15 protein-coding genes are annotated in these 24,712 nt (G+C 72.7%); 12 read left to right on the top strand and 3 right to left on the bottom strand.

The features are described 5' to 3' along the window. The first annotated feature begins 7 nt into the window (after positions 1 to 7). The 5 genes from ACW14Y_RS30335 to ACW14Y_RS30315 are packed head-to-tail and all read left to right on the top strand — an operon-like array spanning position 8 to position 12,335. A complete protein-coding gene (locus ACW14Y_RS30335; RefSeq protein WP_456984048.1) occupies positions 8 to 1,738 on the top strand; it encodes a hypothetical protein in 1,731 nt (576 codons plus the stop codon). Further along, entirely contained in the window at positions 1,735 to 6,918 is a 5,184-nt protein-coding gene (locus ACW14Y_RS30330) for an amino acid adenylation domain-containing protein (protein ID WP_456984046.1), read from the top strand. Before ACW14Y_RS30335 ends, ACW14Y_RS30330 begins: the two co-directional genes overlap by 4 nt. After that, positions 6,915 to 9,677, top strand: a complete 2,763-nt coding sequence (locus tag ACW14Y_RS30325) for a non-ribosomal peptide synthetase (protein ID WP_456984044.1) — start codon at positions 6,915 to 6,917, stop codon at positions 9,675 to 9,677. The genes ACW14Y_RS30330 and ACW14Y_RS30325 overlap by 4 nt, the downstream gene beginning before the upstream one ends. Before the next feature lie 44 nt (positions 9,678 to 9,721). Beyond that, entirely contained in the window at positions 9,722 to 11,284 is a 1,563-nt protein-coding gene (locus ACW14Y_RS30320) for an AMP-binding protein (protein ID WP_456984042.1), read from the top strand. 58 nt (positions 11,285 to 11,342) lie between these two features. Then, a complete protein-coding gene (locus ACW14Y_RS30315) occupies positions 11,343 to 12,335 on the top strand; it encodes an LLM class flavin-dependent oxidoreductase (RefSeq protein ID WP_380389324.1) in 993 nt (330 codons plus the stop codon). A gap of 192 nt (positions 12,336 to 12,527) precedes the next feature. Here ACW14Y_RS30315 and ACW14Y_RS30310 read toward each other — a convergent pair whose 3' ends face one another. After that, a complete protein-coding gene (locus tag ACW14Y_RS30310) occupies positions 12,528 to 12,905 on the bottom strand; it encodes a winged helix-turn-helix transcriptional regulator (protein WP_380306801.1) in 378 nt (125 codons plus the stop codon). A 53-nt stretch (positions 12,906 to 12,958) separates the two neighbouring features. Between ACW14Y_RS30310 and ACW14Y_RS30305 the strand changes: the two genes are divergently transcribed. After that, positions 12,959 to 13,846: an NAD(P)-dependent oxidoreductase gene (locus tag ACW14Y_RS30305; protein WP_380389326.1), complete on the top strand. Its 888-nt coding sequence runs from the start codon at positions 12,959 to 12,961 to the stop codon at positions 13,844 to 13,846. Between the two features lie 492 nt (positions 13,847 to 14,338). Then, on the top strand, positions 14,339 to 14,836 hold the full coding sequence (locus ACW14Y_RS30300) for a very short patch repair endonuclease (RefSeq protein ID WP_456984041.1): 498 nt from the start codon (positions 14,339 to 14,341) through the stop codon (positions 14,834 to 14,836). On the opposite strand, the gene ACW14Y_RS30295 is transcribed toward ACW14Y_RS30300, so the two are convergent. Beyond that, positions 14,829 to 16,166, bottom strand: coding sequence for a DNA cytosine methyltransferase (locus tag ACW14Y_RS30295; RefSeq protein WP_456984040.1), 1,338 nt, complete (start codon positions 16,164 to 16,166; stop codon positions 14,829 to 14,831). The two genes, ACW14Y_RS30300 and ACW14Y_RS30295, sit on opposite strands and share 8 nt — an antisense overlap. A gap of 427 nt (positions 16,167 to 16,593) precedes the next feature. Between ACW14Y_RS30295 and ACW14Y_RS30290 the strand changes: the two genes are divergently transcribed. The 4 genes from ACW14Y_RS30290 (at position 16,594) to ACW14Y_RS30275 (ending at position 23,011) form a co-directional block, all read left to right on the top strand. Continuing rightward, entirely contained in the window at positions 16,594 to 18,009 is a 1,416-nt protein-coding gene (locus ACW14Y_RS30290) for a PIN-like domain-containing protein (protein WP_456984038.1), read from the top strand. 89 nt (positions 18,010 to 18,098) lie between these two features. Beyond that, complete coding sequence (locus ACW14Y_RS30285) at positions 18,099 to 20,624, top strand: ATP-binding protein (RefSeq protein ID WP_456984036.1); 2,526 nt, start codon at positions 18,099 to 18,101, stop codon at positions 20,622 to 20,624. Beyond that, positions 20,621 to 22,390, top strand: a complete 1,770-nt coding sequence (locus ACW14Y_RS30280; protein WP_456984035.1) for a DEAD/DEAH box helicase family protein — start codon at positions 20,621 to 20,623, stop codon at positions 22,388 to 22,390. Before ACW14Y_RS30285 ends, ACW14Y_RS30280 begins: the two co-directional genes overlap by 4 nt. Before the next feature lie 12 nt (positions 22,391 to 22,402). After that, complete coding sequence (locus tag ACW14Y_RS30275) at positions 22,403 to 23,011, top strand: hypothetical protein (RefSeq protein ID WP_456984034.1); 609 nt, start codon at positions 22,403 to 22,405, stop codon at positions 23,009 to 23,011. Between the two features lie 295 nt (positions 23,012 to 23,306). Here the strand turns inward: ACW14Y_RS30275 and ACW14Y_RS30270 are convergent, their stop codons facing one another. After that, a complete protein-coding gene (locus tag ACW14Y_RS30270) occupies positions 23,307 to 24,032 on the bottom strand; it encodes an esterase/lipase family protein (protein WP_456984032.1) in 726 nt (241 codons plus the stop codon). A gap of 204 nt (positions 24,033 to 24,236) precedes the next feature. Here ACW14Y_RS30270 and ACW14Y_RS30265 point away from each other — a divergent pair, with 204 nt between their 5' ends. After that, on the top strand, positions 24,237 to 24,542 hold the full coding sequence (locus ACW14Y_RS30265) for a hypothetical protein (RefSeq protein WP_456984031.1): 306 nt from the start codon (positions 24,237 to 24,239) through the stop codon (positions 24,540 to 24,542). The last annotated feature ends 170 nt before the right edge of the window (positions 24,543 to 24,712 follow it).

Below are 24,712 nucleotides of genomic sequence, written 5' to 3'. Positions count from 1 at the left end.
GACGATCATGCCTTTGCCCCTCATCGACGTCCCGGTCGACCTGCGTGCGCTGCGGGCCGCCCACCAGGCGGCCGAGCGCACCGGGCCGCCCGGCGGACCGCGCGTCGGGATCATGGCCAGCTACACGGCCGACCCGCTCGTGCCCTATCTCGCCACCGCGCTCACCGGGGCCTACGGGCGCCCGGACGTCCACGTCGCGCCGTACAACCGGATCGTCCAGGAGTGCCTGGACCCGGAGAGCGGCTCCGCCCGGGCCGGTCTGGACGTGCTGGTGGTCGCGCAGCGCCTGGAGGAGCTGGAGGACGGCGCCTGGGCCACCGGGCTGCCGGCCGTCACCGGGGTCGCGTACGAGGCGGCGACCCGCTGGGGCGCGACGCTGGTCGTGGTGCTCCCCGGACTGCCGGCGGCCGATCCGCTGGGCGTGGCGGGCGACTGCTGGTCCGACGGCCGCACCGCGGCCGCCTCGGCCGCCCGCGAGGCCGTGCGGGCCGCGCTGGCCGACCGGCCCAACGTCCACCTGGTCGACCTCGAAGCGGTGCTGCGCTCGCTCGGCACCGCCAGGGCGCACCACCCGGCGCTGTACCAGTACGCGAAGGTCCCCTACCGCGAGGAGGTCTTCCACCACCTCGGGGCGCGGATCGCCCACGTGCTGCGGCTGCGGGCGGGCGACACCTGCCACGCGGCGGCGCTGGACCTGGACGGCCTCGTCGACGCCGAGGACGTCGACGGGCTCGGCGGCGTGCTGCGGTGGCTGTCGGCCGCCGGAGTGCCCTCGCACGTGCTCGGCGGTCCGGACGCGGTCGCGGCGTGGCGGGAGCTCGTCGCCGCCGATCCGGCGGTTCCGGCCCTGCTGGCGGACTGGCGGTTCGACGAGCTCGGGCCCGACCGCCAGGTGCGCGACCTGGCCGCCGGACTCGGCCTGGCCGCACGGGACATCGCCCTGCTGCGACGCCGGGAGGACCGGCTGACCGTCACCGTGCGGCCGGTCGGCGGCGGCCCCGACGAGACGGTGGACCTGGGCCCGGAGGCGGCGGCCTGGCCGTCGCTGCTGGCCGCCGCCGGCGTCTTCGACCGGCTGCCGGTGCCCGGCGCGCCGGCCCGGACGGCCCGGCCCCAGGAGGACGGCCCCGACGGGGGCGCGCCCGAGCAGCCCGCCGGCACCCTGTCGCTGGCCTCCTTCATCGCCGGGCTGGGCGTCGAGACCGACTTCCGGCCGCCCCGGGGCGCCGAACTCGCCAAGGTCAACGACATGCTGGTGGCCTCCAAGGAGTTCACCCTCGGAGTGCCGATGACGCCCGCCGAGGTGGACGCGGCGGCCGCCGGCGGCGACCGGGTGCTGCGGCTCGGCCGGGTCCGGGACCGCCTCGGCGACCTCGGCCCCAGCGTCGTGCTGGCGCTGGCCAAGGACGGCCAGGACTGCGTCGTCGAGGCGTTCGTCATCTCCTGCCCGGCCATGGGCAAGGGTGTCGAGGTCCAGGCGATGCGTGAGATCGCCGCGCACGCGCGGGCCATGGGGGCCGACCGGATCGTCTTCGGCTACCGCGACACCGGCCGCAACCACGCGGCCGTCGACTTCCTCCGTTCGCCCGCGGCGGGCGGCAGCACCGGGTCGCCCGACGGCGCGCCCCTGGACGTCCTCCTGCACGCCGACAGCGCCGGGAGCACCGAGACCGCCGGGACCGCCGGAACCCCCGGGACCCCCGAGACCTCCGAGATCGGAGCCGTGATCACCTCATGACCGAGCTGCACACTCGGCCGGGCGCCCGCGCCGGCCGGTTCTCCGCCGAGAGCCTCCGGCGCGTCCACCAGGAGGCCGGACTCGCCCCGCTCGACGCCGCTCCGGCGGCCGCGACCCGGACCGACCGGCCGGACGCCGGGCAGGAGGACATCTGGCTGTTCGACCTCACCACGCCCGAGGCCCGGGTCCACCAGCTCGCCCTGGTCGTCGATCTGACCGGGCCGCTCGACCCGGACACCGCGGCGCACGCCGTCCGGGCCCTCGGCCGCCGCCACGAGGCGCTGCGCGCCCGCTTCCCGGCCGGGCCCGCCGGTACGCCGGTCCTGGTGGTCGAGCCCGAGTTCACCGGGACGCTCGACCTGGTCGATCTGACCGACCCCGGTACGGACCCGGACGCCACCGTGCCCGGGCCCGGCGCCGAGCAGCGCTGGGAGGAGCTCGCCGACCGCGAGACCCACCGGCCGTTCGACCTGGAGCACGGCCCGCCGGCCCGCTTCACGCTGGCCCGGGTGGCCGGACAGCGGCACCGGCTGCTGGCCGTCGTGCACCACATCGTCGCCGACGGCCGGACCTTCCAGCTGTTCCACGCCGACCTGGTGGCGGCGCTGCGCGGCGAGGACCTGCCGACCCCGCCGCCCTCGCTGGCCGCGGCGGCCGACCGGAACCGCGCCGCCGCCGACGGGCCCGACGCGGCCCGTCGACTGGACCTCCGGGCCGCCGAGCTGGCCGGGCTGCCGGCCGCCGCCGACCGCTGGCCGTCCTTCGGGCGCCCCGTCCAGGGCGACCCCTACGCCGCGGCGGTGCTCCCGGTCGAGGTGCCGGCCCGGCTGGCCGAAGCCGTCCGCGCCCTCGCGGCGGAGGAGCGCGCCACCCCGTTCATGGTCTGGCTCACCGCGCTGTCCGTCCTGCTGCAGCGCGCCTCGGGCCACGGGGACGCGGTCGTCGGCACCGTCGTCGGCCGCCGGGACGCCGACTCCCGCGACACCGCGGGCTTCCTCGCCAACCAGGCCGCGCTGCGCGTGCGGCTGTCCGCCGCGGTGACCTGGCGCGACGCCCTGCGGGTGGCCCGCGAGGCGACGCTGTCGGCCTTCGACGACGCCGACCTTCCGTTCCGCCAGGTGGTCGAGCGGCTGGCCCCGGCCCGTCGGCCCGAGACGCACCCGCTGTTCCAGGTGCTGCTGGGCGGCATCCAGCCGCTCGACCCGCCGACCGCCGTCGGCCCGCTGCTGGTCGAGGCGAGCGAGCCGCTCCCCCGCCGCTCGCTGTACGAGGTCGAGATCCAGCTCGCCGACCTGCCCACCGGCATGCGGGGCTGGCTGCGCCACCGGACGGGTGTGCTGGACGCCGACACCGCCGCCGCCGTCGCGGCCGGTTTCGTCGGCCTGCTCGAAGACCTGACCTCCTCCCCCGACAGCCCGACGGCCGACGCGCCGTGGCCGGCCGAACTCGCCGCCGCCGTCGAGGCCGCCAGGGCCGAGGCCGCAGCCGCCGTCTCCGCGTCCGCGTCCGCATCCGCCTCGACCGTCCCGGCCGACGACCGCCGGGCCCCGGTGGCCCCGGGCCGCTCCGACGCCCCCCGCCGGCAGCCGTCCGGCCCCACCCAGCCGCGCGTCGCCGAGATCTGGCGGACCGTCCTGGAGCAGGCGCCGCCCGGCGTCGACGACGACTTCTTCGCCGTCGGCGGCCACTCGCTCAGCGCCGTCCGGGCCGCCTCCCTGCTGGCCGCCGAGTTCCGGCTGCCGATCACCGCCCGGGCCCTGTTCGACCACCCGACCGTCGCCCTGCTGTCCGCCTTCCTCGACGGCTGGGCCGCCGCCACCGCCGCCGCCGGGCGCACCGACGTGCCGGGCCCGGACGGACCGGCCGCGACCGCGCCCGTCCCGCTGGTCCGGCGCACCGAGGCGGGCGCGCCGCTGTCGGCGACCCAGCGGCGGATGTGGCTGCTGTCGCAGCTCCACCCCGACAACGCCGTCTACAACCTGTCCTACGCCTTCCGGGTCGGCGGCGAGCTCGACGCCGCCGTGCTCGAAGCGGCGCTGGGCGACCTCGTCGCCCGCCACGAGGCCCTGCGCACCGTCGTCGACGTGCACGAGGAGCAGCCCCGGCAGCGGGTGCTGCCCGCGCTCGCCGTGCGGCTGGCCGTCGAACGGCCCGAGGACGCCGCCGCCGGACCCACCGCCCCCGCCGACCTGCCGGCCTGGGCCGCCGCGCGGGTCGACGCCGAGGCCCGGGCGCCCTTCGACCTGTCCGCCGGCCCGCTTCTGCGGGCGCGCCTGATCGCCCCGGGCACCCCGTCGGCCGCGCTCGTACTGACCGTGCACCACATCGTCTGCGACGGCTGGAGCCTGGAGCAGCTGTTCGCCGAACTGGCCGAGGCGTACACCGCCCGCACCGAGAACCGCCCCGCCACCACGCCGGCGCCCGAGGTCCAGTTCCTGGACTTCGCCGCCTGGCAGTCCGAGCAGCTGACCGGCGCCCGCCGCGAGCGGCTCGCCGACTACTGGCGCGGCGAACTCGACGGCGCCCCCACCCTGCTGGACCTCCCCACCGACCGGACCAGGCCCGCGCAGCGCCGGCCGGACGGGGCCGAACTCGCCTTCGCCTGGCCCGCCGAGGTCGAGCAGCGGGTCACCGAGTTCACCCGGCGGCACGGCGTCACCGCCTACGCGACCCTGCTGGCCGCGTTCGCCTCGGTCGTCCACCGGCACACCGGCCGCGACGACATGATCATCGGCTCGCCCGTCGCCAACCGCGTCCGCCCGGAGTTCGCCAGGACCGTCGGCTGCTTCGTCAACCTGGTGCCGCTGCGCCTGCGCGTCGGCGCGGACACCACGTTCCTCGACCTGGCCCGCGCCGCCCACCGCACCATCAGCCAGGCGCAGGAGCACCAGGACTTCCCGTTCGAGGACCTCGTGACGCTGCTGCGCCCGGACCGGGACCCCAGCCACGACCCCGTCGTCCAGCTGCTGTTCGTCCTCCAGGACGTCGAGACCGCCCTCGGCCTGCCGGGCGCGGACCTCACCCCGCTGCCCGTGCACGGCGGGGGCGCGATCCAGGACCTGTCCGTCATCCTCGAACACGCCGGGGCCGATGCCGGCGGCGGCTACCGGGGCACCGCCGAGTTCAACACCGGCCTCTACGGCGCGGACACCGTGAGCCGCTTCCTCGGCCATCTGGGCACCCTGCTCCGGGCCGCGCTGGCCGAGCCGGACACCGCCGTCGCCGACCTGGAGCTGATGACCGCCGGGGAACTCGCCCAGCTCGACCGCTGGAACGACACCGGCCTGCCCGAGCCGCTGGCCGCGGACGTCCCGGCCCTGTTCGAGCGTTGGGCGGACCGGGAGCCCGAGCGGCTCGCCGTGGTCGGCGCCGAGGGCGAACTCAGCTACGCCGCCCTCGAAGCCCGGGCCAACCGGCTCGCCCACCACCTCGCCGCGATCGGGGTCGGCCCCGGCAGCGCCGTGGGTGTCGCGCTCGACCGCTGCCAGGACCTGCCGGTCGCCTTCCTCGGCGTGCTCAAGGCCGGGGCGGCCTACGTGCCGCTGGACACCGCCTACCCGGCCGAACGGCTGGCCCTGATGATCGAGGACACCGGGATCAAGGCCCTGGTCACCCGGGCCGGCCGGACCGACCCGCCCGGCGCCGACGGGCTGCCCGTGGTCCGCCTGGGCGGCCCCGAGGACCCGCTCGGCCGGTACCCCGACACCCGGCCCGCCCGGAGCACCGGACCGGCCGACCCGGCCTACATCGTCTTCACCTCCGGCTCCACCGGCCGGCCCAAGGGCGTCGTGCTGCACCACCGCGGCGTGGTCAACTCGGCCAACGCCGAGCTGGAGTTCGTCGACCCGGAGGCGCCGGACACGGTGATCCAGTTCTCCTCGCCGAGCTTCGACGGCTCGGTGCTGGACTTCACGCTCGCCCTCGCGCACGGCGGCCGGCTGTGCGTGGTGCCCCGCGACCGGATGCTGCCCGGCTCCGACCTGGCCGAGACCGTCCGCCGCTACGGCGTGACGATGGCGTTCCTGCCGCCGTCGGCGCTCGCGGTGACCCGGCCGGAGGACGTGCCGGGACTGCGCACCGTCCTGGTCGGCGGCGAGGCGTTCCCGCCGGAGCTGGGCCCGCTGTGGGCGCCGAACCGCCGGCTCTTCAACATCTACGGCCCCACCGAGATCACCATCTGGTGCACCCACGTCCGCCTGGACGGCGAGCGCCGGCCGACCATCGGCACCTCGGTCGCCGGTACCACCTCGCACGTCCTGGACGAGCGGCTGCACCCCGTACCGGTCGGCGTGCCCGGCGAGCTGTTCGTCGGCGGCCTCGGGGTGGGGCTGGGCTATCTGCGCCGCCCCGAGCTGACGGAGCAGAAGTTCCTGCCCGACCCGTTCACCACCAGGCCCGGCGCCCGCCTCTACCGCACCGGCGACCTCGTGCGCCGGCTGCCCGACGGCACCCTGGACTACCTCGGCCGGATCGACCGCCAGGTGAAGGTGCGCGGCCACCGGATCGAGCTGCCCGAGATCGAGGCCCGGCTGGAACGGCTGCCCGGCGTCGGCCGGGGCGTCGTCACGGCGCGCCGCAGCGATCCCGGGCCCGGGCCGCTGCGCCTGGTCGGCTACGTCGAGCCCGCCGCGCCGCTCACCGCCGACGAGCTGGACCCGTCCGCGCTGCGGCGCCGACTGGCCGAGGTCCTGCCGGAGTTCATGGTTCCGGCGGTGATCGTGCCGCTGGCCGCGCTGCCGCTCAACGGCAACGGCAAGATCGACCATCTGAAGCTGCCGGAGCCGCCGCGCGACCGGAACGCCGGCGCGGCCCGGGTCGCCCCGGTGTCGCGACTGGAACGGGAGATCGCGGCCGTCTGGTGCGACCTGCTCGGCCTCGACGCCGTCGGCACCCACGACAACTTCTTCGAGATCGGCGGCGACTCGCTGCTGCTGGCCCGGGCCAGGACCCGGCTGACCCAGGTGCTGGAGCGGCCCGTCGCCGCGCTGCTGCTCTTCACCCATCCGACCGTGCACGACCTGGCCACCGCACTCTCCGCGGACCCGCCCACGGCCCCGGCCCCGGCGGCACCGGCGGCGCCGGCCGTCGCGGCACGGCCGTCCGGCGCGCGGAGCGCCCTGCTGGCGAGGTCGCGACGCGCCACCGCCGGCCGCGACAACGAAGGGAACGGGACCCGATGACCACCACACCGTCGACGGCCGCACCGTCGAGGACCACGCCGTTCGACCCGGCCCCGGCGCCGCCGGCCTCCGCCGCCGCGCGCGCCGCACTGCTCGACCGGCTCCGGGGCGCACCGTCCGCCACCGGCTGGCCCGCCGAGCGGGGCCGGTCGGAGCCGCCGACCGAACAGCGGCGTCCGAGGCTGGAGTTCGGGATCCCGGACGACCTCGCCGAGGGCCTCGCGGCCGCCGCCCGGGAGCAGGGCGTCCCGGTGCTCGCGATCCTGGCCGCCGGGCTGCGGACGCTGCTGTACCGGGTCGCCTCGCCCTGGGAGAACACCGGGGTCGGGGAGGTCGTGGTCGGTGCCGGGGCGGACGGCTCCTGGGCCCCGCTGCGGGGCCCGCTCGACCCGGGCGCCTCGTTCTCGGGCACCTCCTCCCCGGACACCTCCTCCCCGGACACCACGTTCGCGGACCTCGCGTTCGCGGACGTCGCCTCGCGGGCCGCCGCGGAGCTGCGGGCCTCGGCCGGCGGCGAGTTCGCGATCGGCGAGCCGGTCGGCACCGCCGTCGAGGACTGCTGCCGGGCGGCGGTCCTGCTCGGCGGCGGCGGGGACCTCCCGCTGGACCTCGTGTTCGCCCTCGACCCGGAGCACGACCGCCGCGGCTCGCTGACGTACGACGGCCTGCGCCACGGGCCCGGCACGGCCGGACGCATCGTCGCGGCCTACCTGGAGCTGCTGCGGGCGGCGGTCCGCGACCCGCGGACACCGATCGGCCTGCTGCCCCTGGTACCGGCCCGGACCGCCCCGGCTCCCGACCCGGCCGCGTCCGGGGCCGAGGCCCGGGCCACGTCCGGGGCCGCGTCCGGGGCCGACGCCGACGGGTGGGACATCACCGCGCACGGGCTGTTCGACCGCACCGCCGCCCGGTACCCCGACGCCCCGGCACTGCGCTGGGACGGCGGCGAGATGACCTACGCGGAGCTGAGGGCCGCCGCCGACCGGTACGCCGACCGGATCGGCACCGCCCGGGTGGTCGCGCTCTCCGGACCGCGCTGCCCCGAGCTGATCGTCGCCCTGCTGGGGATCCTCAAGAGCGGCGCCGGCTACGTACCGCTCGACGCGGCCTACCCCCGCGAGCGGCTGGACCACATGCTCGCCGACAGCGGCGCCGAGGTCCTGATCGGCCCGGCCGGGATCGAGGGCACGCTCAGCGTCCCCGAGGGCGTCCGGGTGATCGACCTGTACGGGACGCCGGTCGACGCACCGGCGCTGCCGTCCCACCCGGTCGTGCCGCGCGCCGCGGGCAGCACCGCGGACCTCTGCTACGTCATCTACACCTCCGGCTCGACCGGGGTGCCCAAGGGCGTCGCCATGCCGCACCGGCCGCTGGCGGCCCTGCTGGACTGGCAGTCCCGGCACTCGGAGGCCGGCCCCGGCTGGAACACCCTCCAGTTCGCGGCCTTCAGCTTCGACGGCGCCTTCCAGGAGATGTTCGCCACCTGGGGCACCGGCGGCACCCTGGTGCTGATCACCGACGACGTCCGCCGCGACCCGGACCGACTGGTCGACTGGCTGGGCGAGCGGAACGTGCACCGGCTGGTCCTGCCCTTCGTCGCCCTCCAGCAGCTCGCCGAGGCGTCCTCGCGCCTCGGCCGCTACCCCTCGGCCCTGCGCGAGGTCATCACGGCGGGGGAGCAACTGCTCGTCAGCCCCCTGGTGCGCGAGTTCTTCCGGCACACCGGCGCGTCGCTGGAGAACCAGTACGGCCCCTCCGAGACCCATGTCGTCACGGCCGAGCGCCTGCCCGCCGACCCGGCCGACTGGCCCGAGCTGCCCGCGATCGGACACCCGATCGACCGCTCGGTGGTGGAGATCCTCGACGCCCGGCTGCAACCCCTTCCGGACGGTGTGCCCGGCGAGATCTGCGTCTCCGGCGTGCCGCTGGCCGACGGCTACCTGGGCCGGCCCGACCTGACCGCCGAACGCTTCGTGGTCCGCGACCCGGCCGGAGCCGGGACCGCCCCCGACCGGGTCTACCGCACCGGCGACTTCGGAACCCGGCTGCCGGACGGCCGGATCCACTACTTCGGCCGCCGGGACGGGCAGATCAAGGTCCGCGGCTTCCGGGTCGAGCTCGGCGAGGTCGAGGCGCAGGTGCTGGCCCAGGAGGGGCTGGCCGACGCCGTCGTCGTGGTGCGGGACGGGGCGACAGAGAAGCAGCTCGTCGCCTACTACCGGCTCGCCGAGGGCCACGACGTCCCGCCGCGGACGCTGCGCGCCGAGCTGGCGCGGACCCTGCCCGGGTACATGGTGCCGTTCGCCTGCGTCGCCGTCACCACCCTGCCGCTGACCCCCAGCGGCAAGGTCGACCGGCTCACGCTGGCCGGGCGGCCGCTGCCGCAGGACCTCGACGCCGCGTACGCGGCCGTGCTCCGGGAGCGCGACCCCGCCCCCGCCGTCACCCCCGACTCCTCCGCCGCCCTCGACTCCGCCGCCGCGCCGTTCGCGGAGCTGCTGGTCGAACTCTGGGCCGACGCCCTGGCCCGCGACACCATCGGCGTCCACACCGACGTGTTCGCCCTCGGCGCCGAATCGGTCACGGCGATGAAGGTCGCCTCGCAGCTGACCGAGGTCTTCCGGCTGACCGTCCCGCCGAGCATGCTCTTCGACCGCCCGACCGCGGCCGGGCAGGCCGCCTGGTTCACCGCCCGCGACGCCGCCAACGACGGCCGCCTGGCCGGCATCGCGCGGCTGCTCCTCGCCTACGAAGCCTGAGCCCGACCCCCACCCCCGAGCACCTCCCGACCCGGAAGGCCGACATGGAAGACCGCACCCGTACCCCCCGCACCCTCCACGAGGTCTTCGCCGCCACCGCGCGGCGCCACCCCGAGCTGCCGGCCGTCGAACTGGCCACCTCCTCGATCGGCTACGCCGAACTGGAGCGCGCGGCCGAGGCCCTGGCCGAGCGCCTCACCGCCGAACACGGCCGGGTCCGCTCGGTGGCCCTGCTGGCCTCGCGCAGCGGGGTCGCCTACGGCGGCTACCTCGCGGCGCAGCGCCTGGGCGCGCAGGTCGTGCCGCTGAACCTCAAGTACCCGCCCCGGCGCAACACCGCCATCTGCGAGCTGGCCGACGTCGATGTGATCATCGCGGACGCGGCCGGGCAGCAGTGGCTCGAACACTGCCCCGCCGGCACCCGGCCGGTCCGGCCCGTGCTGGCGCTCACCGACCGGGAGCTCCTGGCCGCCCGCCCGGACGGCTCGCTGCCGGCGCCGTCCACCGACCCCGAGGACATCGCCTACCTGCTGTTCACCTCCGGCTCCACCGGGCGGCCCAAGGGTGTGCCGATCCGGCACCGCAACGTCCTGGCCTTCCTGGAGCACGCCGTCCCCCGCTTCGAGGTCGGTCCGGGCTGCCGCACCTCGCACACCTTCGACCTGACCTTCGACCTCTCGGTGTACGACCTCTTCGTCACCTGGGCCGGCGGTGCGACGCTGGTGGTGCCCGACGCGGCCGAACTGCTGAGCCCCGTCGAGTACGCGGTCAACAGGAGGCTCACGCACTGGTTCTCGGTGCCGTCCGCGGTCTCGGCCGCCGCCGGGCTCGGCGGGCTGCCCGACGGCCGGGGCGCCGGGCTGCGCCACAGCGTGTTCTGCGGCGAGCAGTTCACCTACGCGCAGGCCGAGGAGTGGCACGCGTTCGCCCCCGGATCGGTCCTGACGAACATCTACGGCCCGACCGAACTGACCCTGGCGTGCACGGAGTTCCGGCTGCCGGCCGAGCGCGGGGACTGGCCGGAGACGGTGAACGACACGGTGCCGATCGGCACCCTCTTCCCGGGCCTGGACCACACCGTCACCGAGGACGGCGAGCTGTGCGTCCGGGGTCCGCAGCGCTTCGACGGCTACCTGGACCCGCGCGACGACACCGACCGCTTCCTCGGGGCGGGCGACGGCGCGGACGACGGCGCGAACGACGGCGCGCCGGGCGAGGAGCGCTACTACCGGACCGGCGACCGGGTCCGCACCGAGGACGACGGCACCCTGGTCCACCTCGGCCGCCTCGACAACCAGGTCAAGATCCGCGGCTACCGGGTCGAGCTCGGCGAGTTCGAGACCCTGCTGCGCCGCCGCCCCGGCATCCGGGAGGCCGTCGTGGTACCGGTCCGGCAGGGCGACAGCACCGAGCTGATGGCCTGCTACACCGGCGAGCCGGCCCGCGAGGCCGACCTCCGCCGCACCCTCGCCGCGGGCCTGCCGGTCCACCTGGTGCCGAACGTGTTCCTGCACCTGGAGTCCCTGCCGCTCAACCCGAACGGCAAGACCGACCGCGCCGTCGTGGCGAAGCTCGTCGCCGAGCACGCCGCGCTCACCCGGCCCTGAGCACCCTGAACGCCCCGAACGCCCTGGCCCCCCGACCGTCCGAGAGAGGACACCAACCGTGCTGACCGTCTACACCACGATGCCCTCCTGGCACGACCGCACACCGCAGGAGTACCGCCGCCGGGTCGTCGACGTGGCCCGCTGGACGGAGCAGGCGGGCTTCCGGGGCGCACTGATCTACACCGACAACACCCTCGTCGACGCCTGGGCGGCGGCGCAGATCGCCGTCGACAACACCGAGCGCTTCGTCCCCCTGGTCGCCGTCAACCCGCTGGACACCCACCCGTTCGCGGTCGCCAAGACGATCAGCACCCTGGCGTTCCTCTACGGGCGGCAGGTCGACCTGAACCTGGTCACCGGCGGGTTCTCCAAGCACCTGAGCGAGCTGGGCTGCGAGCTGGGGCACCGGGAGCGCTACGACCGGCTGGTCGAGTACGGCGAGGTCATCAGGCAGCTGACGGCGGCCCCGACGGCGGTGACGTACACCGGCAAGTACTACGCCCTGGACGCCGCCACCCTCAGCCCGCCGGCCGATCCGGCCCTGGCCCCGGGCCTCTTCGTCTCCGGGGCCTCCGACGACTGCCGCGACGCCGCCCGGGTGCTCGACGTCGGCCGGCTGTCCTACCCCCACCAGATCGACAGCTACCAGGGCGACCGGCCGCTCGCCGGCTGCGGCATACGCCTCGGTGTCATCGCCCGCGACGACGCCGCCGAGGCCTGGCGGATCGCCGACGAGCGCTTCCCCTCCGACGCCTCCGGCGAGAAGCTCCACGAGTGGGCCGTCGGCCGGATCGAGTCGCACTGGCACCTGAAGCTCTCCCGCGACGCCCTCCGCTCCCACCAGCCGAACGGCGTCTACTGGCTCTACCCGTTCCGGGCCTACCGCACCTTCTGCCCGTACCTGGTCGGCACCTACGCCGAGGTCGGCGCGATGCTCCGCCGCTACCTCGCGCTCGGCGTGACCACCGTGATCCTGGACGAGGTGGTCGAGCACGAGGACCTGCACCACACCGCGCTCGCCCTGGAGCACGCCCACGCGGAGGCCGGCTGACCGCACCGGCGGAGGCCCGGGCCCCGGCACCCGGCGCACCCCGTCGTTCGGCGGACCGTTCACGGTCCCTCGTTCCCGATCGGTGGGCGCGGCCGCCCGCCGACGCGGTAGCCACCTTTTTGTGCGTACTGGGCAACGGCGTGCGGCGCGACGAGACTTGGCACCCGGAGCACGGGAGGGAAGAACAGCGGATCAGGAGGCCGACGGCTCGACCCGGCCGGCCTGCTCGGCCTGCTCGGCCGCCATGCGGTCGAGGCGCTCGTGGCCCAGGTCGGAGACCGGGCCGAGGGCGACGGAGAGCCGGCGGCCGAAGTCGGTCAGGGAGTAGACCGTCTTCAGCGGAAGGACGTCGTGCACCTCGCGGTGCACCAGGCCGTCGGACTCCATCTCGCGCAGGGCCTGGGTGAGGACCTTCTCGCTGAGGCCGGGAAGGCGTCGGCGGAGCTCGGCCGGGCGGTGCGGGCCGGCCTCCAGCAGCCAGAGCAGGGACGTCTTCCACTTGCCGTCGATCACGGCGACGACGGCGGTCACCCCGCACACGTTCAGCTTCGCCGCCTGACCGCGCGTCATGCGTTCCCCCCGGGCTCGTCGTTGTCCACCACCATGTCTACAGGAGATGCCGTATGCCCACCAACCACCCCCTCCCGACCGTCACCGTGCTCGGCCTCGGGCCGATGGGACGCGCCCTGGCCGGCGCCTTCGTGGACGCCGGTGTCCGCACCACGGTCTGGAACCGCACCCCGGGCCGGGACGCGGCGCTGGTCGCCCGGGGCGCGGTGAGCGCGGCCACCGCCGAGGAGGCCGTGGCCGCGAGCGCGCTGACGGTCGTCTGCGTGGTGAACTACGACGCCTCGGACGCCGTCCTGCGCCGTGCGGAGGTCGAGGCCGCGCTCAAGGGCCGGGCGGTGGTCAACCTGACCGCCGACTCGCCGGACCGGGCCCGGTCCACGGCCGCGTGGGCGGCGGAGCACGGCGTCGAGTACCTGGACGGCGCCGTCATGACGCCGGCCCCGAGCATCGGCACACCGGCGGCGGTCTTCCTGCACAGCGGGCCGGCCGAGCTCTACGGGCGGTTCGCGCCGGTGCTGGCGCTGCTCGGCGGCACCCACACCCACCTCGGCGAGGAGATCGGCCGGGCGGCCGGCTTCGACCTCGCGCTGCTGGACATCTTCTGGACCGCGATGGCCGGGTACGTGCACGCGCTGGCGCTGGCCGGTGCGGAGGGGATCAGCGGGCGGGAGCTGGCGCCGTTCGCCCAGGGGATCGGCGCGATCCTGCCCCCGCTGTTCACCGAGTTCGCCGAGGACTTCGACAGCGGCAGCTACTCGGGCGCGGTCAACCCGCTCACCTCGGCGGTCTCCAGCATGGCCCACGTCGTGCACACCGCGGAGTCGCACGGCATCGAGTCCGGGGTGATGCGCGCGGCCGAGGGCCTGGTCCGCCGGACCGTCGCCCTCGGCCACGGCGCGGACGGGGTCAGCCGCCTCGCCGAGGTGCTGGGCCGCCGCTGAACCCGGCGCGCCCCGGCTCACCTGCGGCTCCTCCGGCGCGATCACCGACCGGCGGGAACCCGCAGACGATCGAGCGTCGTGGCTCCCACCGTCGCCGTAGGTGCCCACGTCGGCCGGGTCGTACATGGCCAGACCGATGTACCCGTCCGGGCGGGCCAGGAACATTCCCCGGCCGTACCGTTCGCGGGTGGTGCGGTCCTGGATCCGCCCGGCCGCACCTCCGCAGGGGCCGGCGGCAGGGGACAGTCGACGCCCAGCAGGGCGAAGTGCGGTCCGCAGAAGAGGTCGAACAGCCAGTCGGCCGAGCCGCCCACCGCACGGGCCCACTGCACGCAGTTGCGGGCGCCACTGAGAGGCCTGCAAAACGCTGCCAAGGACTGCATCACATGTCGAGCCGGCCAAGCCCTACTAGGCTGGTTGCCGTCTGACAGAGGAGCAATGGCGGGGACTCTGGCGGCGTCGCGTCGATGGCGGACGTGCCGGTCCTCCCGAATGACAGGAGCCAGTGTCGTGGCCAGTGGCACGCCAGAGGAGATGCCGCAGGAATGGACCCCACCGCCTGGGTCCTGGGCGTCGTCGGCGGCCAACCGGCGAAGCATGGTGGGGAACCGCAGCCGGGACACCCGGCCGGAGCTCGCTCTGCGGCGACTCGTCCATGCGGCTGGACTTCGGTACCGCGTAGCCGCGAAGCCCCTGCAGGGCATGCGACGCAGTGCCGACCTAGTGTTCCGGCCGACCCAGGTCGCCGTGTTCGTCGACGGCTGCTTCTGGCACGGGTGCCCGGATCACTTCGTCCCGCCCAAGACGAACCCGGACTACTGGCGGGAGAAAATCGGCCGCAACGTCCAGCGGGACCGGGACACCGACGCTCGGCTCGCGGCCGAGGGCTGGCTCGTGCTGCGTTTCTGGGAGCACGAGTCCGCAGAAGCCTGCGCACCGACGGTTGTGGACCAGGTCCAGCAGCGGCGCGCAGGCAGGATTGTCAGCTGACCTTCCCGCGGTGCTGGGCGAAGTAGTCGTGGCGGGAGTGCTCCTGCTGGCCGATGAAGGCCTTGAACTCACCGAGCTGGTACGCCAGCTCTCCGTTGCTCCGGGCCGTCTTCTCCACGTGGAAGTCACGCTCGATGTGGGCGATGCGCCGCTCGATCTCGGGCAGCGGGAGCTTCTTCCTGCCGGACTTGGCGATGAGGTCGGCAATCTTCTGGGCGGTGAGGGCCTTGTCCGGGTGGTGCCGGAGCAGCAGGTAGACCGGATCGAGGTCCGGGCGGTCCCATTCGACCGAGTCGGGGCGCTTCTTCTCCTTGTGCAGGGCACTGGAGATCGCCCTGCCGAGCGCCTCCGCGACGGGCGGCGGGAAGGCGTTGCCGATCTGGCGGTAGACGGTGGTCTTACGGCCCTGGAACTCCCAGTAGTAGTCCGTGCCGTACCAGCCCTGGATGCGGGCAACCATGGCGGTGGTGAGTTTCGGGAGGTGGTCGCCGTCCGTGTCGGGGCCCGGAGCAGAATCCGCGACGCCCATTGCGTCGACCCCCAGCTCACGCCAGGCAGCCTTGGCCCGGGTGGGGCCGAGGTCGGCCCCACCATGCTTCTTGGAGCCTCCGACGATAGTGGGCGCAATGGCAGAGGCCTTCTTCGCCCACGCCTCCACGTGCTCTTCGGCCCAGCCGTTGGCTCCCATGAGGTCCTTGAGCAGCTCGCCCACGGTGGGGGCCGAGTCCTTGGCGGACTCGGGCCAGTGGAAGTACTCGGCGAACTCCTTCTGCAGGGCTACCAGGACGAACCTCGGCCGAAGCTGGGAGACGCCGAACTGGTGGGCCTCCAGCAGGCGCCATTCGCCGACGTACCCGGCTTCGTGGAGGAGTTCGAGGATGTGCTGGCGGTAGGCGGAGAACCGGTTGCCGCTCAGGCCCTTGACGTTCTCCAGGAGCAACGCCTTCGGCCGGATGTCCCTGCAGAGGTGCACTGCCCAAGCGAACAGGTCCCGCTCGTCCGTCGCACCCAGCTGGTTGCCGGCGATACTGAAGGGCGGGCAGGGCACACCCCCGGCGAGAAGGTCGACGTCCTTGTGCGCACTGGGGTCCCAGAGCGACGGATCTGCAACGTCCCCGACCTTGACGACGGCCGCCACCTCGAGCTCGGCCTCCTCGCGACTCATTCCCTCGGCTTCCAGGAGCCGGGCGAGGTTGTGGCGGAGGGTTGTCGCGGCGTTCTGGTCGAGCTCCAGGGCGAGCCTGTGCGTGAATCCGGCATTGTGCAGGCCGAGGGACTGCCCGCCCGCGCCGGCGCAGATCTCTACCACCTCAAGGCGCTCAGGTGCCATGAGACCTCCTCTCGGTGGCGCCGCAGTCGAAGCAGACGCCGACGTGTTCCTCTGCCAGCGGCCGCCGTCTACTTTGCAGCCGCTTCTGGCGACACCCCGTCGGCACGCGCCCGGTATTCGGGCCGGGTGCTTGCGGGCGCCCTGCGGCAGATGTCGCCGACAGAACCAGAAGCGTAGGCGACACCACTGACACAACCCAAAACGCCGCACTCAGGCGCTCCAGGTCAATGCCGGGCGCCGAGCCGAGGCTCGGCGCCCGGTCCGGTGCTTCCGGGGCGAAGCCGCACTGGGTGCAGAGGACCCGCCGCACATGGGTGTGGGACGGGCAAGGACTGTTTTGGCGACTCCGCTCCGTAATTGCGCCTTGACGGGTTCCGCTGGCCTCGACAGGATGGTGAGCCCGGAGCTGGGGAGGGAGCAAGGAATCGTGGGCCAGGCAGACCTGCCGCTGGTGGAGCAGTTCCGATCCTGGATCCTCCCCGACGGCGGTGTGGGAGCAGCGGACCGGAAGGCGTTCTTCGAGGACGCTCTCGTCGTGCTCGACACCAACGTGCTCCTGAGCCTGTACGAGTACAACCCAGCCGTACGAAACCAGGTCCTGTCGGTCCTGTCACAGATCTCCGAGCGCCTATGGCTGCCCTACCAGGTCGGGCAGGAGTTTGTACGGGGTCGGCGCCGCGTGATTATCGAGCGGAGCAAGGAGCTCGGCGATGCACCGGTCGTCATCGACCGCCACTTGCAGCAGGCCTACAAATCGGTGCTGGCTGCCAGCGCGCACGTCAAGCAGCTTCTGAAGAAGTACGCCAATGACGACGCTGCACAGAGCGGTCTGGACGAGACGATAAACCAGGCGACCGTCAAGGCGTTGCTGGCCGAATGGCAAGTCCTCCTGAAGCACCATGCCAAGCAGCTGAAGTCCGGCCACGACCTCCTGCCTGCTGCTGTCGAGTCGGACGATCCCGTCCTGCCGGAGGTGGCGGCACTCTTCGGGGACCGCCTTGCCCCGCCGACGGAATACGCGGTGGTGCGGCGTCGACTGGAGGAGGCCCTGTCCTTCCGGTTCCCGAACGAGATCCCCCCAGGATTCGCCGACGACGGGAAGAAGGGGAAGCCCCTGGACCGGGTCGGCGACTACCTCATCTGGGCCGAAATCCTGGACAAGGCGGTCGACCCGAAGGTGGAACGGGTACTGCTGGTGTCCGCTGACTCGAAGAAGGACTGGTACGAGGAGCTCGACGGCAAGGGCGGGAAGCGCCCGTGGCCGCAGCTCTTCGAGGAGCTGCGGCAGCGGACAGGCGCCGAGCTCCGCATTGAACAGCCGGGACAGTTCTTCAAGGGCATCGATGAGTTCCTCGCCCTGGGCACGGAGCTCACCACCGCCACCTACGACGAGATCGACCGGGCGGCGGGCGCAGTGGCGCAGCGCAGCGCCGAGAAGGACTCTTCGGTGACGGATGACAACGCCCACGTCATCACACCGCCTGACGGCTTGGCCTTGGCGGCCTACCGCGCGGCGGGCCTCACGACCCGTACGGTGAGGCAGCTCGCGGAGTCGGAACGGCGTCGGCACTTCCAGTGGTGGCTGATCGGAGTGACTGCCGAGCTCGGATTCCGTGTGCCCGATGATGACGAGCCCGTCGTGGAGCTCTGCGCCGCAGTCCGGTCAGAGGTCAGGCCCGCTCCGGAGTGGCATCCGGGGACCGCGCTCACCCAGGGCGAGTGGCCGTACCGTAGCGATACCTGGGTGGCTCCCTGGTTCGTCCAGCTGGTGCAGGATGCCGGCGAGACCGACCGTCTGCCGCTGCAACGGCTTGCCGCGCGCCAGGTGCAGCCGAAGGCCTGACCGCTGGTTCCCGTGCGAACGGCCCGTCGAGGGCCGATTCGCCGACGAGGCGGACCCTACTCGAATTTTGGACACGGAGCCGACCAGAGATGGCGCACAAGCCGATCGACATCACCCCCGACCCCAAGGTACTCGTGGCGCTCACACGCACCCCGATCCTTCCGATCGACGCGCTCAGCGAGCTCATCGACAATGCCGTCGACTCCTTCCGGACCGCTGCCATCTCGGGTTCCCCCTCCGTGGTCCGCCAGGTGATCATCGAGGTCCCGGGGTCCGCCGAGGTCGCGCGGGGTGAGGGGATGATCCGCGTCCGGGACACCGGGCCGGGCCTCACCGAGGAGCAGATCGCCGATTCGATGCGAGCCGGCTACACCTCCAAGAACCACTACGACACCCTGGGCCTGTTCGGCATGGGATTCAACATCGCCACCGGAAAGCTCGGGCGCATCACACGGGTGATCTCCGCGCGCGAAGAGGACGGCCACGCGGTCCAGGTCACGCTCGACCTGCCTGAGCTCATGCAGTCCCAGACCTTCACCGCGCGGGCCGAGCAGATAGAGAAGCCGCAGGGCCTGCGCCACGGGACAGTCGTGGAGATCCGGGACTGGTGGCCGGACGGGGACGCCAACAGCGGCTTCATCCGCGAACTCGCGAGAATGCCGAAGAAGACGCTTCGCAGCCGACTGGGACGGCGGTACGCCACCCTGCTGCGGCCGGGCGCGGCCAACCCGGTGGTGATCACGGTCAACAACGACCGCTGCCAGGCCTTCGAGCACTGCGTGTGGTCGGGGGATCGCTTCGTCGAGCGGAAGGCATACGGCAAGATCCCCGCCCAGATCAGATTCGACCAGGTCATCAGCAGTGCGCGGCGCTGTCTCCACGACGGCACTGACTTCGGCGAGCACGACGCCTGCCCCCGGTGCGGTGGCAGGGAGAGCCGAGAGATAAGCCACCGAGTGCACGGCTGGGTAGGGATCCAGCGCTTCGACGACCAGAACGACTTCGGGATCGACCTGATCCGGAACGGACGGGCCATCCGCCAGGCGGAGAAGGCAGCGTTCTTCGAGTTCTCCGACGAGACCACCGGGCGCGTCGAGCGCGAGTACCCGGTGGACCAGCAGTACGGCCGGATCGTCGGCGAGGTCCACCTCGACCAGGTACCGGTCGACTTTCAGAAGCAGCACTTCCAGCTGGCCTCCGACGAGTGGCAGGAGGCCATCGGGTTCCTGCGCGGGGGTTCGCTGCTGCCTAACAACTGGACCGATGGCCAGGTGAACGACTCGCCGGTGTCGCTGCTCTTCCAGGGCTACCGGAAGGTTCGCAACTTCGGCCGCGGCGACCTGTACATGGGGAAGTACAACCCGGCCAAGGGCAAAGCCGACCGGATCCCCCGAAATGTCGAGGAGGAGTACTACCAGCGCTTCCTCAACCGCGCACCGGGCTACTACGACGACGCGAAGTGGTGGGAGCTCGTCGAGACGGCTGCGGAGCCGCCGATCCAGGTTCTTCCCGAGTGCCAGGAGTGCGCCTTCCAGAACACGCCGACGGCCGAGGAGTGCGGGGGCTGCGGTGAAGTGCTCGACGGAAAGCCGTGCCTGGACGCCGGGTGCGGCAAGCAGATCCTGCGCTCCGCCACGGTGTGCCCGCACTGTGGTACATCCCAGGTGCCCAAAGTCCAGCTTCCTTGGAAGTGCACGTTCTGCACCCAGGAGAACAAGGCGGGGACGGAGCGCTGCGAGAGGTGCGGGCACGTCAAAGACGCGCCCCACCCGGCCAGCCCCGCAGCCCTGAGCTCCGCATCAGCAGACGCCGAGGAGCTCAGCGCGGACCAGTTGGCTGTCGTGCTGGCGGACGGGAGGACGAGCAGCCCGCTGGACATCCGGGTACGTGCGACGCACCGGCCGATCCTCCCGGCCTTCGGGCAGACCGGGGTTCCGCTCGTCACCAGTGCGGACACCCGGCAGATCACCGTCTACATCGACCCGACCCACGCGGTGTTCACGGCGATGGGGCTGCGGCCGGAGTTCCTGGTCGCTACCGAGGTCGCCCAGTTCCTCCACTCCCTCCACCGCAACCTCCAGGGCCGGCCCGGGCACACTGCCGCAGTGCTGACTGCGGAAGTCCTCAAGAAGGGCTGGGGGGACGCAGTGACGGACAGCGCCGACGGCGTCCGGAACGACATCAAGTCGCTGTTCGACCAGATCACGGAGCGGATCCTCAAGGCGCCTCACGCGGACCGCTTCTACGACGAGCTCGACGAGCAGCAGCAGCTTTCACTCGCCGAGTCGATGATCAAGTCCGGTGCCGACCTTGCGGAGCTCGGACGTCTCAAGGCCACCGGTGGCTACCTCCGCTACTGCGACCGCGACACGGTCAGCGCCTTCTTCGGCCGCCACGCCGAGGGCTGGTTCAACGGACTGGTCTGGGAGGACCCGTGGCCCAGTGAGAGCGAGGCGGGTCCCCTGATCGCGCGAAAGCTCCAGGAGGACCTCCGCGTCAAGTACCTGCGCTGCCTCGAGGACTGCGCCTCATACCTCCGCTACGACCAGCCCGAGCGGCTCATCGTCGTCCGTGCGCGGGCCGCCGTCGACTTCCTGGTCGGGAAGCTCGCATGACCCAGCGCATCGTCACCGACCTCAACCTGGCCGGGACGGGCTGGCAGTCCTTCGAGCGGACCGTGCAGCGCCTCATCATGGCGCGCGGGTACTCCGGGGTACAGCTGGCAGGAGCCACCGGCGACGGTGGAGCGGACGTGATCGGCAGCCTCAACGGCCGACGCTGGCTGTTCCAGATGAAGCGGTGGCGGTCTCCGGTAGGGCCCGAGGTCGTCGCCCAGACCATCGATGCCTGTCGGCGCTACGACGCGGAAATCCCGGTCGTCGTCAGCCTGAACGGCTTCGAGGCCTCGGTCCGGGCCCAGCAGGAGCAGCTTGCTGTGAGGGGGATACCTCTGCAGCTGTGGGACCGGCACACACTCCGGAAGCAAGCGCAGCGCGTCCCGGACACGCCGCCGGCACTGCAGGACCCGGACCGCTTCCAGCTCCGCTCCTACCAGGAGCGGGCTGTGGACGGGCTGATGAACGAGCTGGTGAACGGTTCCCGGAGCGCACTCGTCGTCCTCGCGACCGGACTCGGCAAGACCTTCGTAGCCGCCGAATTCCACCGGCGGGCTCGCGCTCTGCGGCCTGGGACGAAGACGCTGGTCCTCGCACACCGGAACGAGCTCGTTTACCAGCTCGAGCGTGCGTTCTGGCCCTTGCTGCCGGCCTCAGCAGCGACCGGAGTGTGGAACGGCTACGAGCGCCCGGACAAGGAGGCGCTCAACGACCTGGACGTCGTGTTCGCCTGCGTGGACAGTGTCGCCACCGCCGTGGAAGCCGGGCGCGACCTGCCTGAGTTCGGCCTGGTCGTCGTCGACGAGTGCCACCACCTCGGAATCACCGCCTACAATGCCGTACTCGGCGAGCTGTCGGCAGCCGAGGGCGGCGCGTTCCTTCTCGGAATGACCGCGACACCCTGGCGGCCCGACGGGAAGCCCCTGCACGCCTGGTTCGACTTCCCCGTCGTGGACATCGACATGGTGCGCGGACTCCGCGAGGGCTACCTCGCCAATGTCGACTACCGGATGTTCACCGACAACATCGACTGGGACGCGCTGGCAGCCGGGCTCGCCGGGGCCGCCCCCGCGCTTACCCCCCGGGGGATCAACCGGACCGTCTTCATCGACGAGTGGGACGACGCGGTCGTCGACCGCCTGGCCGAGGCTTGGGCCGACCAGCCGAACCCGCGGGGCATCGTCTTCTGCGGGACCATCGACCACGCCGAGCGGATGGCTGGCCGGATCAACGCGCTCGGGTTCACCAGCGCTGAGGTGATCGCCTCCCGGACAGCGGAGGGCAGGGCGGTAGGCGCAGCCGCCCGGAACCGCCTCCTATGGGACTTCGCCGACGGCCGCACCGGCATCCTGTGCGCTGTCGACATCCTCAACGAGGGCGTGGATGTCCCGGACGTCAACATCGTGGTCTTCCAGCGGGTCACCCACAGCCGCCGGATCTTCGTCCAGCAACTCGGCCGCGGACTCCGCCTGGCCCCCGGCAAGGAGAAGGTTGTCGTCCTCGACTTCGTCTCCGACATCCGCCGGTTCGCCGCAGGCCTGAGCCTGCAGGACTCGCTCAGCACCCGGGGCCGCGCTGCTCACGACCCCAGGGTGACGATCGGCAGCGAGGTCAGGTTCATGCGGGCCAACCGCGCGGACCAGGAGGGCGAGCAGTTCCTCCGTGAATGGCTCGACGACCTCGAAGCGGTCGAGGACGCCGGGGAGGATATGCACATCCTCCGCTACCCACCCGACAGCTCGATCACGGCTGCGGCGAAACGATAGGACTTCCTGAACGTGACCGACGACCACTCCGACCCCACCGCCGACTGGTACCGGCTCAAGCCGGACACCGCCCATGCGGTCGGGGGCGTCCTGGCCCTGCTGGAGAAGGACGATGCCGAGGCCGATCCCCAGAACCTCCTCGACGCCTACCTGTACGCGAAGCGTCTGCTGGCCGAGTCCATGCAGGCGCTCGTACGGACCAGCCTGCCCGCAGAGTGCGACACCTTCAAGGACCTCCGTGCGCAGCTCGCCGCGCGGATGACGGAGGAGTACGGGGAGCGGATCCCGGAGCGCTATCTCACCGTGCCCTACGGCAGCCGCACCCACGAGGAACTGTTCTCGATGCTTCTGCGGAGGCTCGGGCGGCCAGTGAGTGCGGCCCTCCTGCGCGTGGTCACCAGGGACTCTGTCCACGCCGAGCGCCGCACCCGGGAACTGCGGGAACTCGGCCTCGACATCGTCACCGGCCATGAGGGCGGGAGCGACGTCTACACCTTGAGGTCGCTCGAGCTCAACACCTCGCTGATCCCTAAGATCATCACCAATAACCTCAGGGACAAGAAGGCGTCCGAGCCCGAGAAGAAGGCAGCAGCGGCCGTCCTCTCGCAGCAGGCCGACTGATCGCCCGGCATCCGGTTCGGCCTGCTGCGCGCCGACGGCGGCAGTGCCGAGCTGCTCGGCCTGGACGACGCGTCGGCCCGCGCCCCGGCACAGGTGTGGCCCCTGCACCGGGGCGCGGGTCGTGGCTGCTTCCCTTGTCCGAAGCGGGTGCCGAGATCGGCAGTGTCCACCTCCGGGACGGCAGGGGCAGGCCACACATGCTGGTGCGAGTGGCAGGGCCTGTCGTCGGCCGGAACCCAGGAACGGCTGGTCGCTGGGGAACCGGGTCGACCGGGCCTGCCCGCCCCCTGGCAGCTCAGGCGGTGCAACTCTTGAGGATGAGACTGGCCAGGTCCGGCGTGCCGAGGTAACGGTGGACATCGTGGGAGGCGGGGAAGCTGCCGTTGTTCACCTCGATGTCCGTGATGCCGATGGCAAGGCGGGACAGGCCGGCGCACCCGGTCACGAAGTCCTTCGACGCGTACAGGTTCGTCCACTCCACTCCGGCAGGGACTGCGAGCGGTTCTCCCTCCGAGTGGATTCCCTTGCGGCCCGCGAGCCAGCTGAGCGGGGACCCGCACATGACCAGCTGTGCCACGCCCGGGGCCTCACCGCGGCTGAGCAAGTCGTAGACCACGACGCTCCCGAGGGAGTGGGCGACGACCGTACGAGCACCTGTCGCTGCCAGGACCCCGGCGACTTCTGCGCGCACGGCGTCGGCCATCTCCTCGTGGCCCAGATAGGCATGGGCCTCACGGACGAACCACAGGGGGCGGCCCGCAACTCCCCTGCCCACCTTCCGGTCCACAGCCTGGATCCTGCGCACGATCCGTGGTGTGAGGGCATTCTCCCCAAGTGTCAGGCCAGCCTCGGGCAACTCGTCCTCCACAGCTGACGGGGCATAGGCTGCCAGCGCCGAGAGGATGAAGGCCTCTTCCTCCTCGCCAATGGGCCCGTCCGGGGAGACGGGGCCCGCCTCCGTCCTGCCGAGCCGGATGAAGCGGGTGGGCGTCGGGGGAAAGACCGACTGGTACGAGGGCACGGTCACGGTAACCCGGGGGACACCGACCGAGGCTGCGGCCGGCGCATTATCGCGCGCATGGTCTCCTTCGTCCGAGACGGTACGGGTGTCCTTGTCGTCACCGGAGCTGCCGGGTACGGGAAGTCGGCCCCTTCTGGCTCGACTGGTGACCTGGCGGACACTGGGTTCGCCGCGGACCCGAGATACGCGGCCGTGGTGGCGGGCGTGGCTGACGAGCTGCGACCGGAACCCGGAGCAGTCGATGTGGCCGTCCTGGCCCGGAACAAGTCGGCCCAGGTGGTCGTGAAAGAACTGCTGGCCGTGCTAGGCGGCGCTCCGGGCAATGGCGAGCTGCCGCTGCAGAGCCTGCTCGGCCTCCTGTCCGCCCGGGCTTCCGACACCGCTCGGCCCGTCAATGTGGCTATCGACGCGCTGGACGAGGCCGAGGATCGGCTGGCCTGTGTCGGCAATGTCATCATCCCGCTGTCCCAGCTCGCCGCTCGCGAGCAAGGCAGGCCGTCCGGCTCGTGATCGGTGTCCGCGGCTCGCCCTCCAGTGGTGGGCCCACGTCCGGAACGGCCTTGGGGGACGAGCAAGCGGACCAACTGCTTCAGCGGCTGGCTGACGCCCTCCGCACAGAGGGCGTTGCTTCGCAGGTCCCGCGCACCGACGGAGTCTCCACTGCCCGGACGTCGTGAAGC

Source organism: Kitasatospora sp. cg17-2 (genome assembly GCF_054031055.1).
The sequence above is the reverse complement of the archived record's forward strand: the minus strand, read 5'-3'. Positions and strand labels throughout refer to the sequence as shown.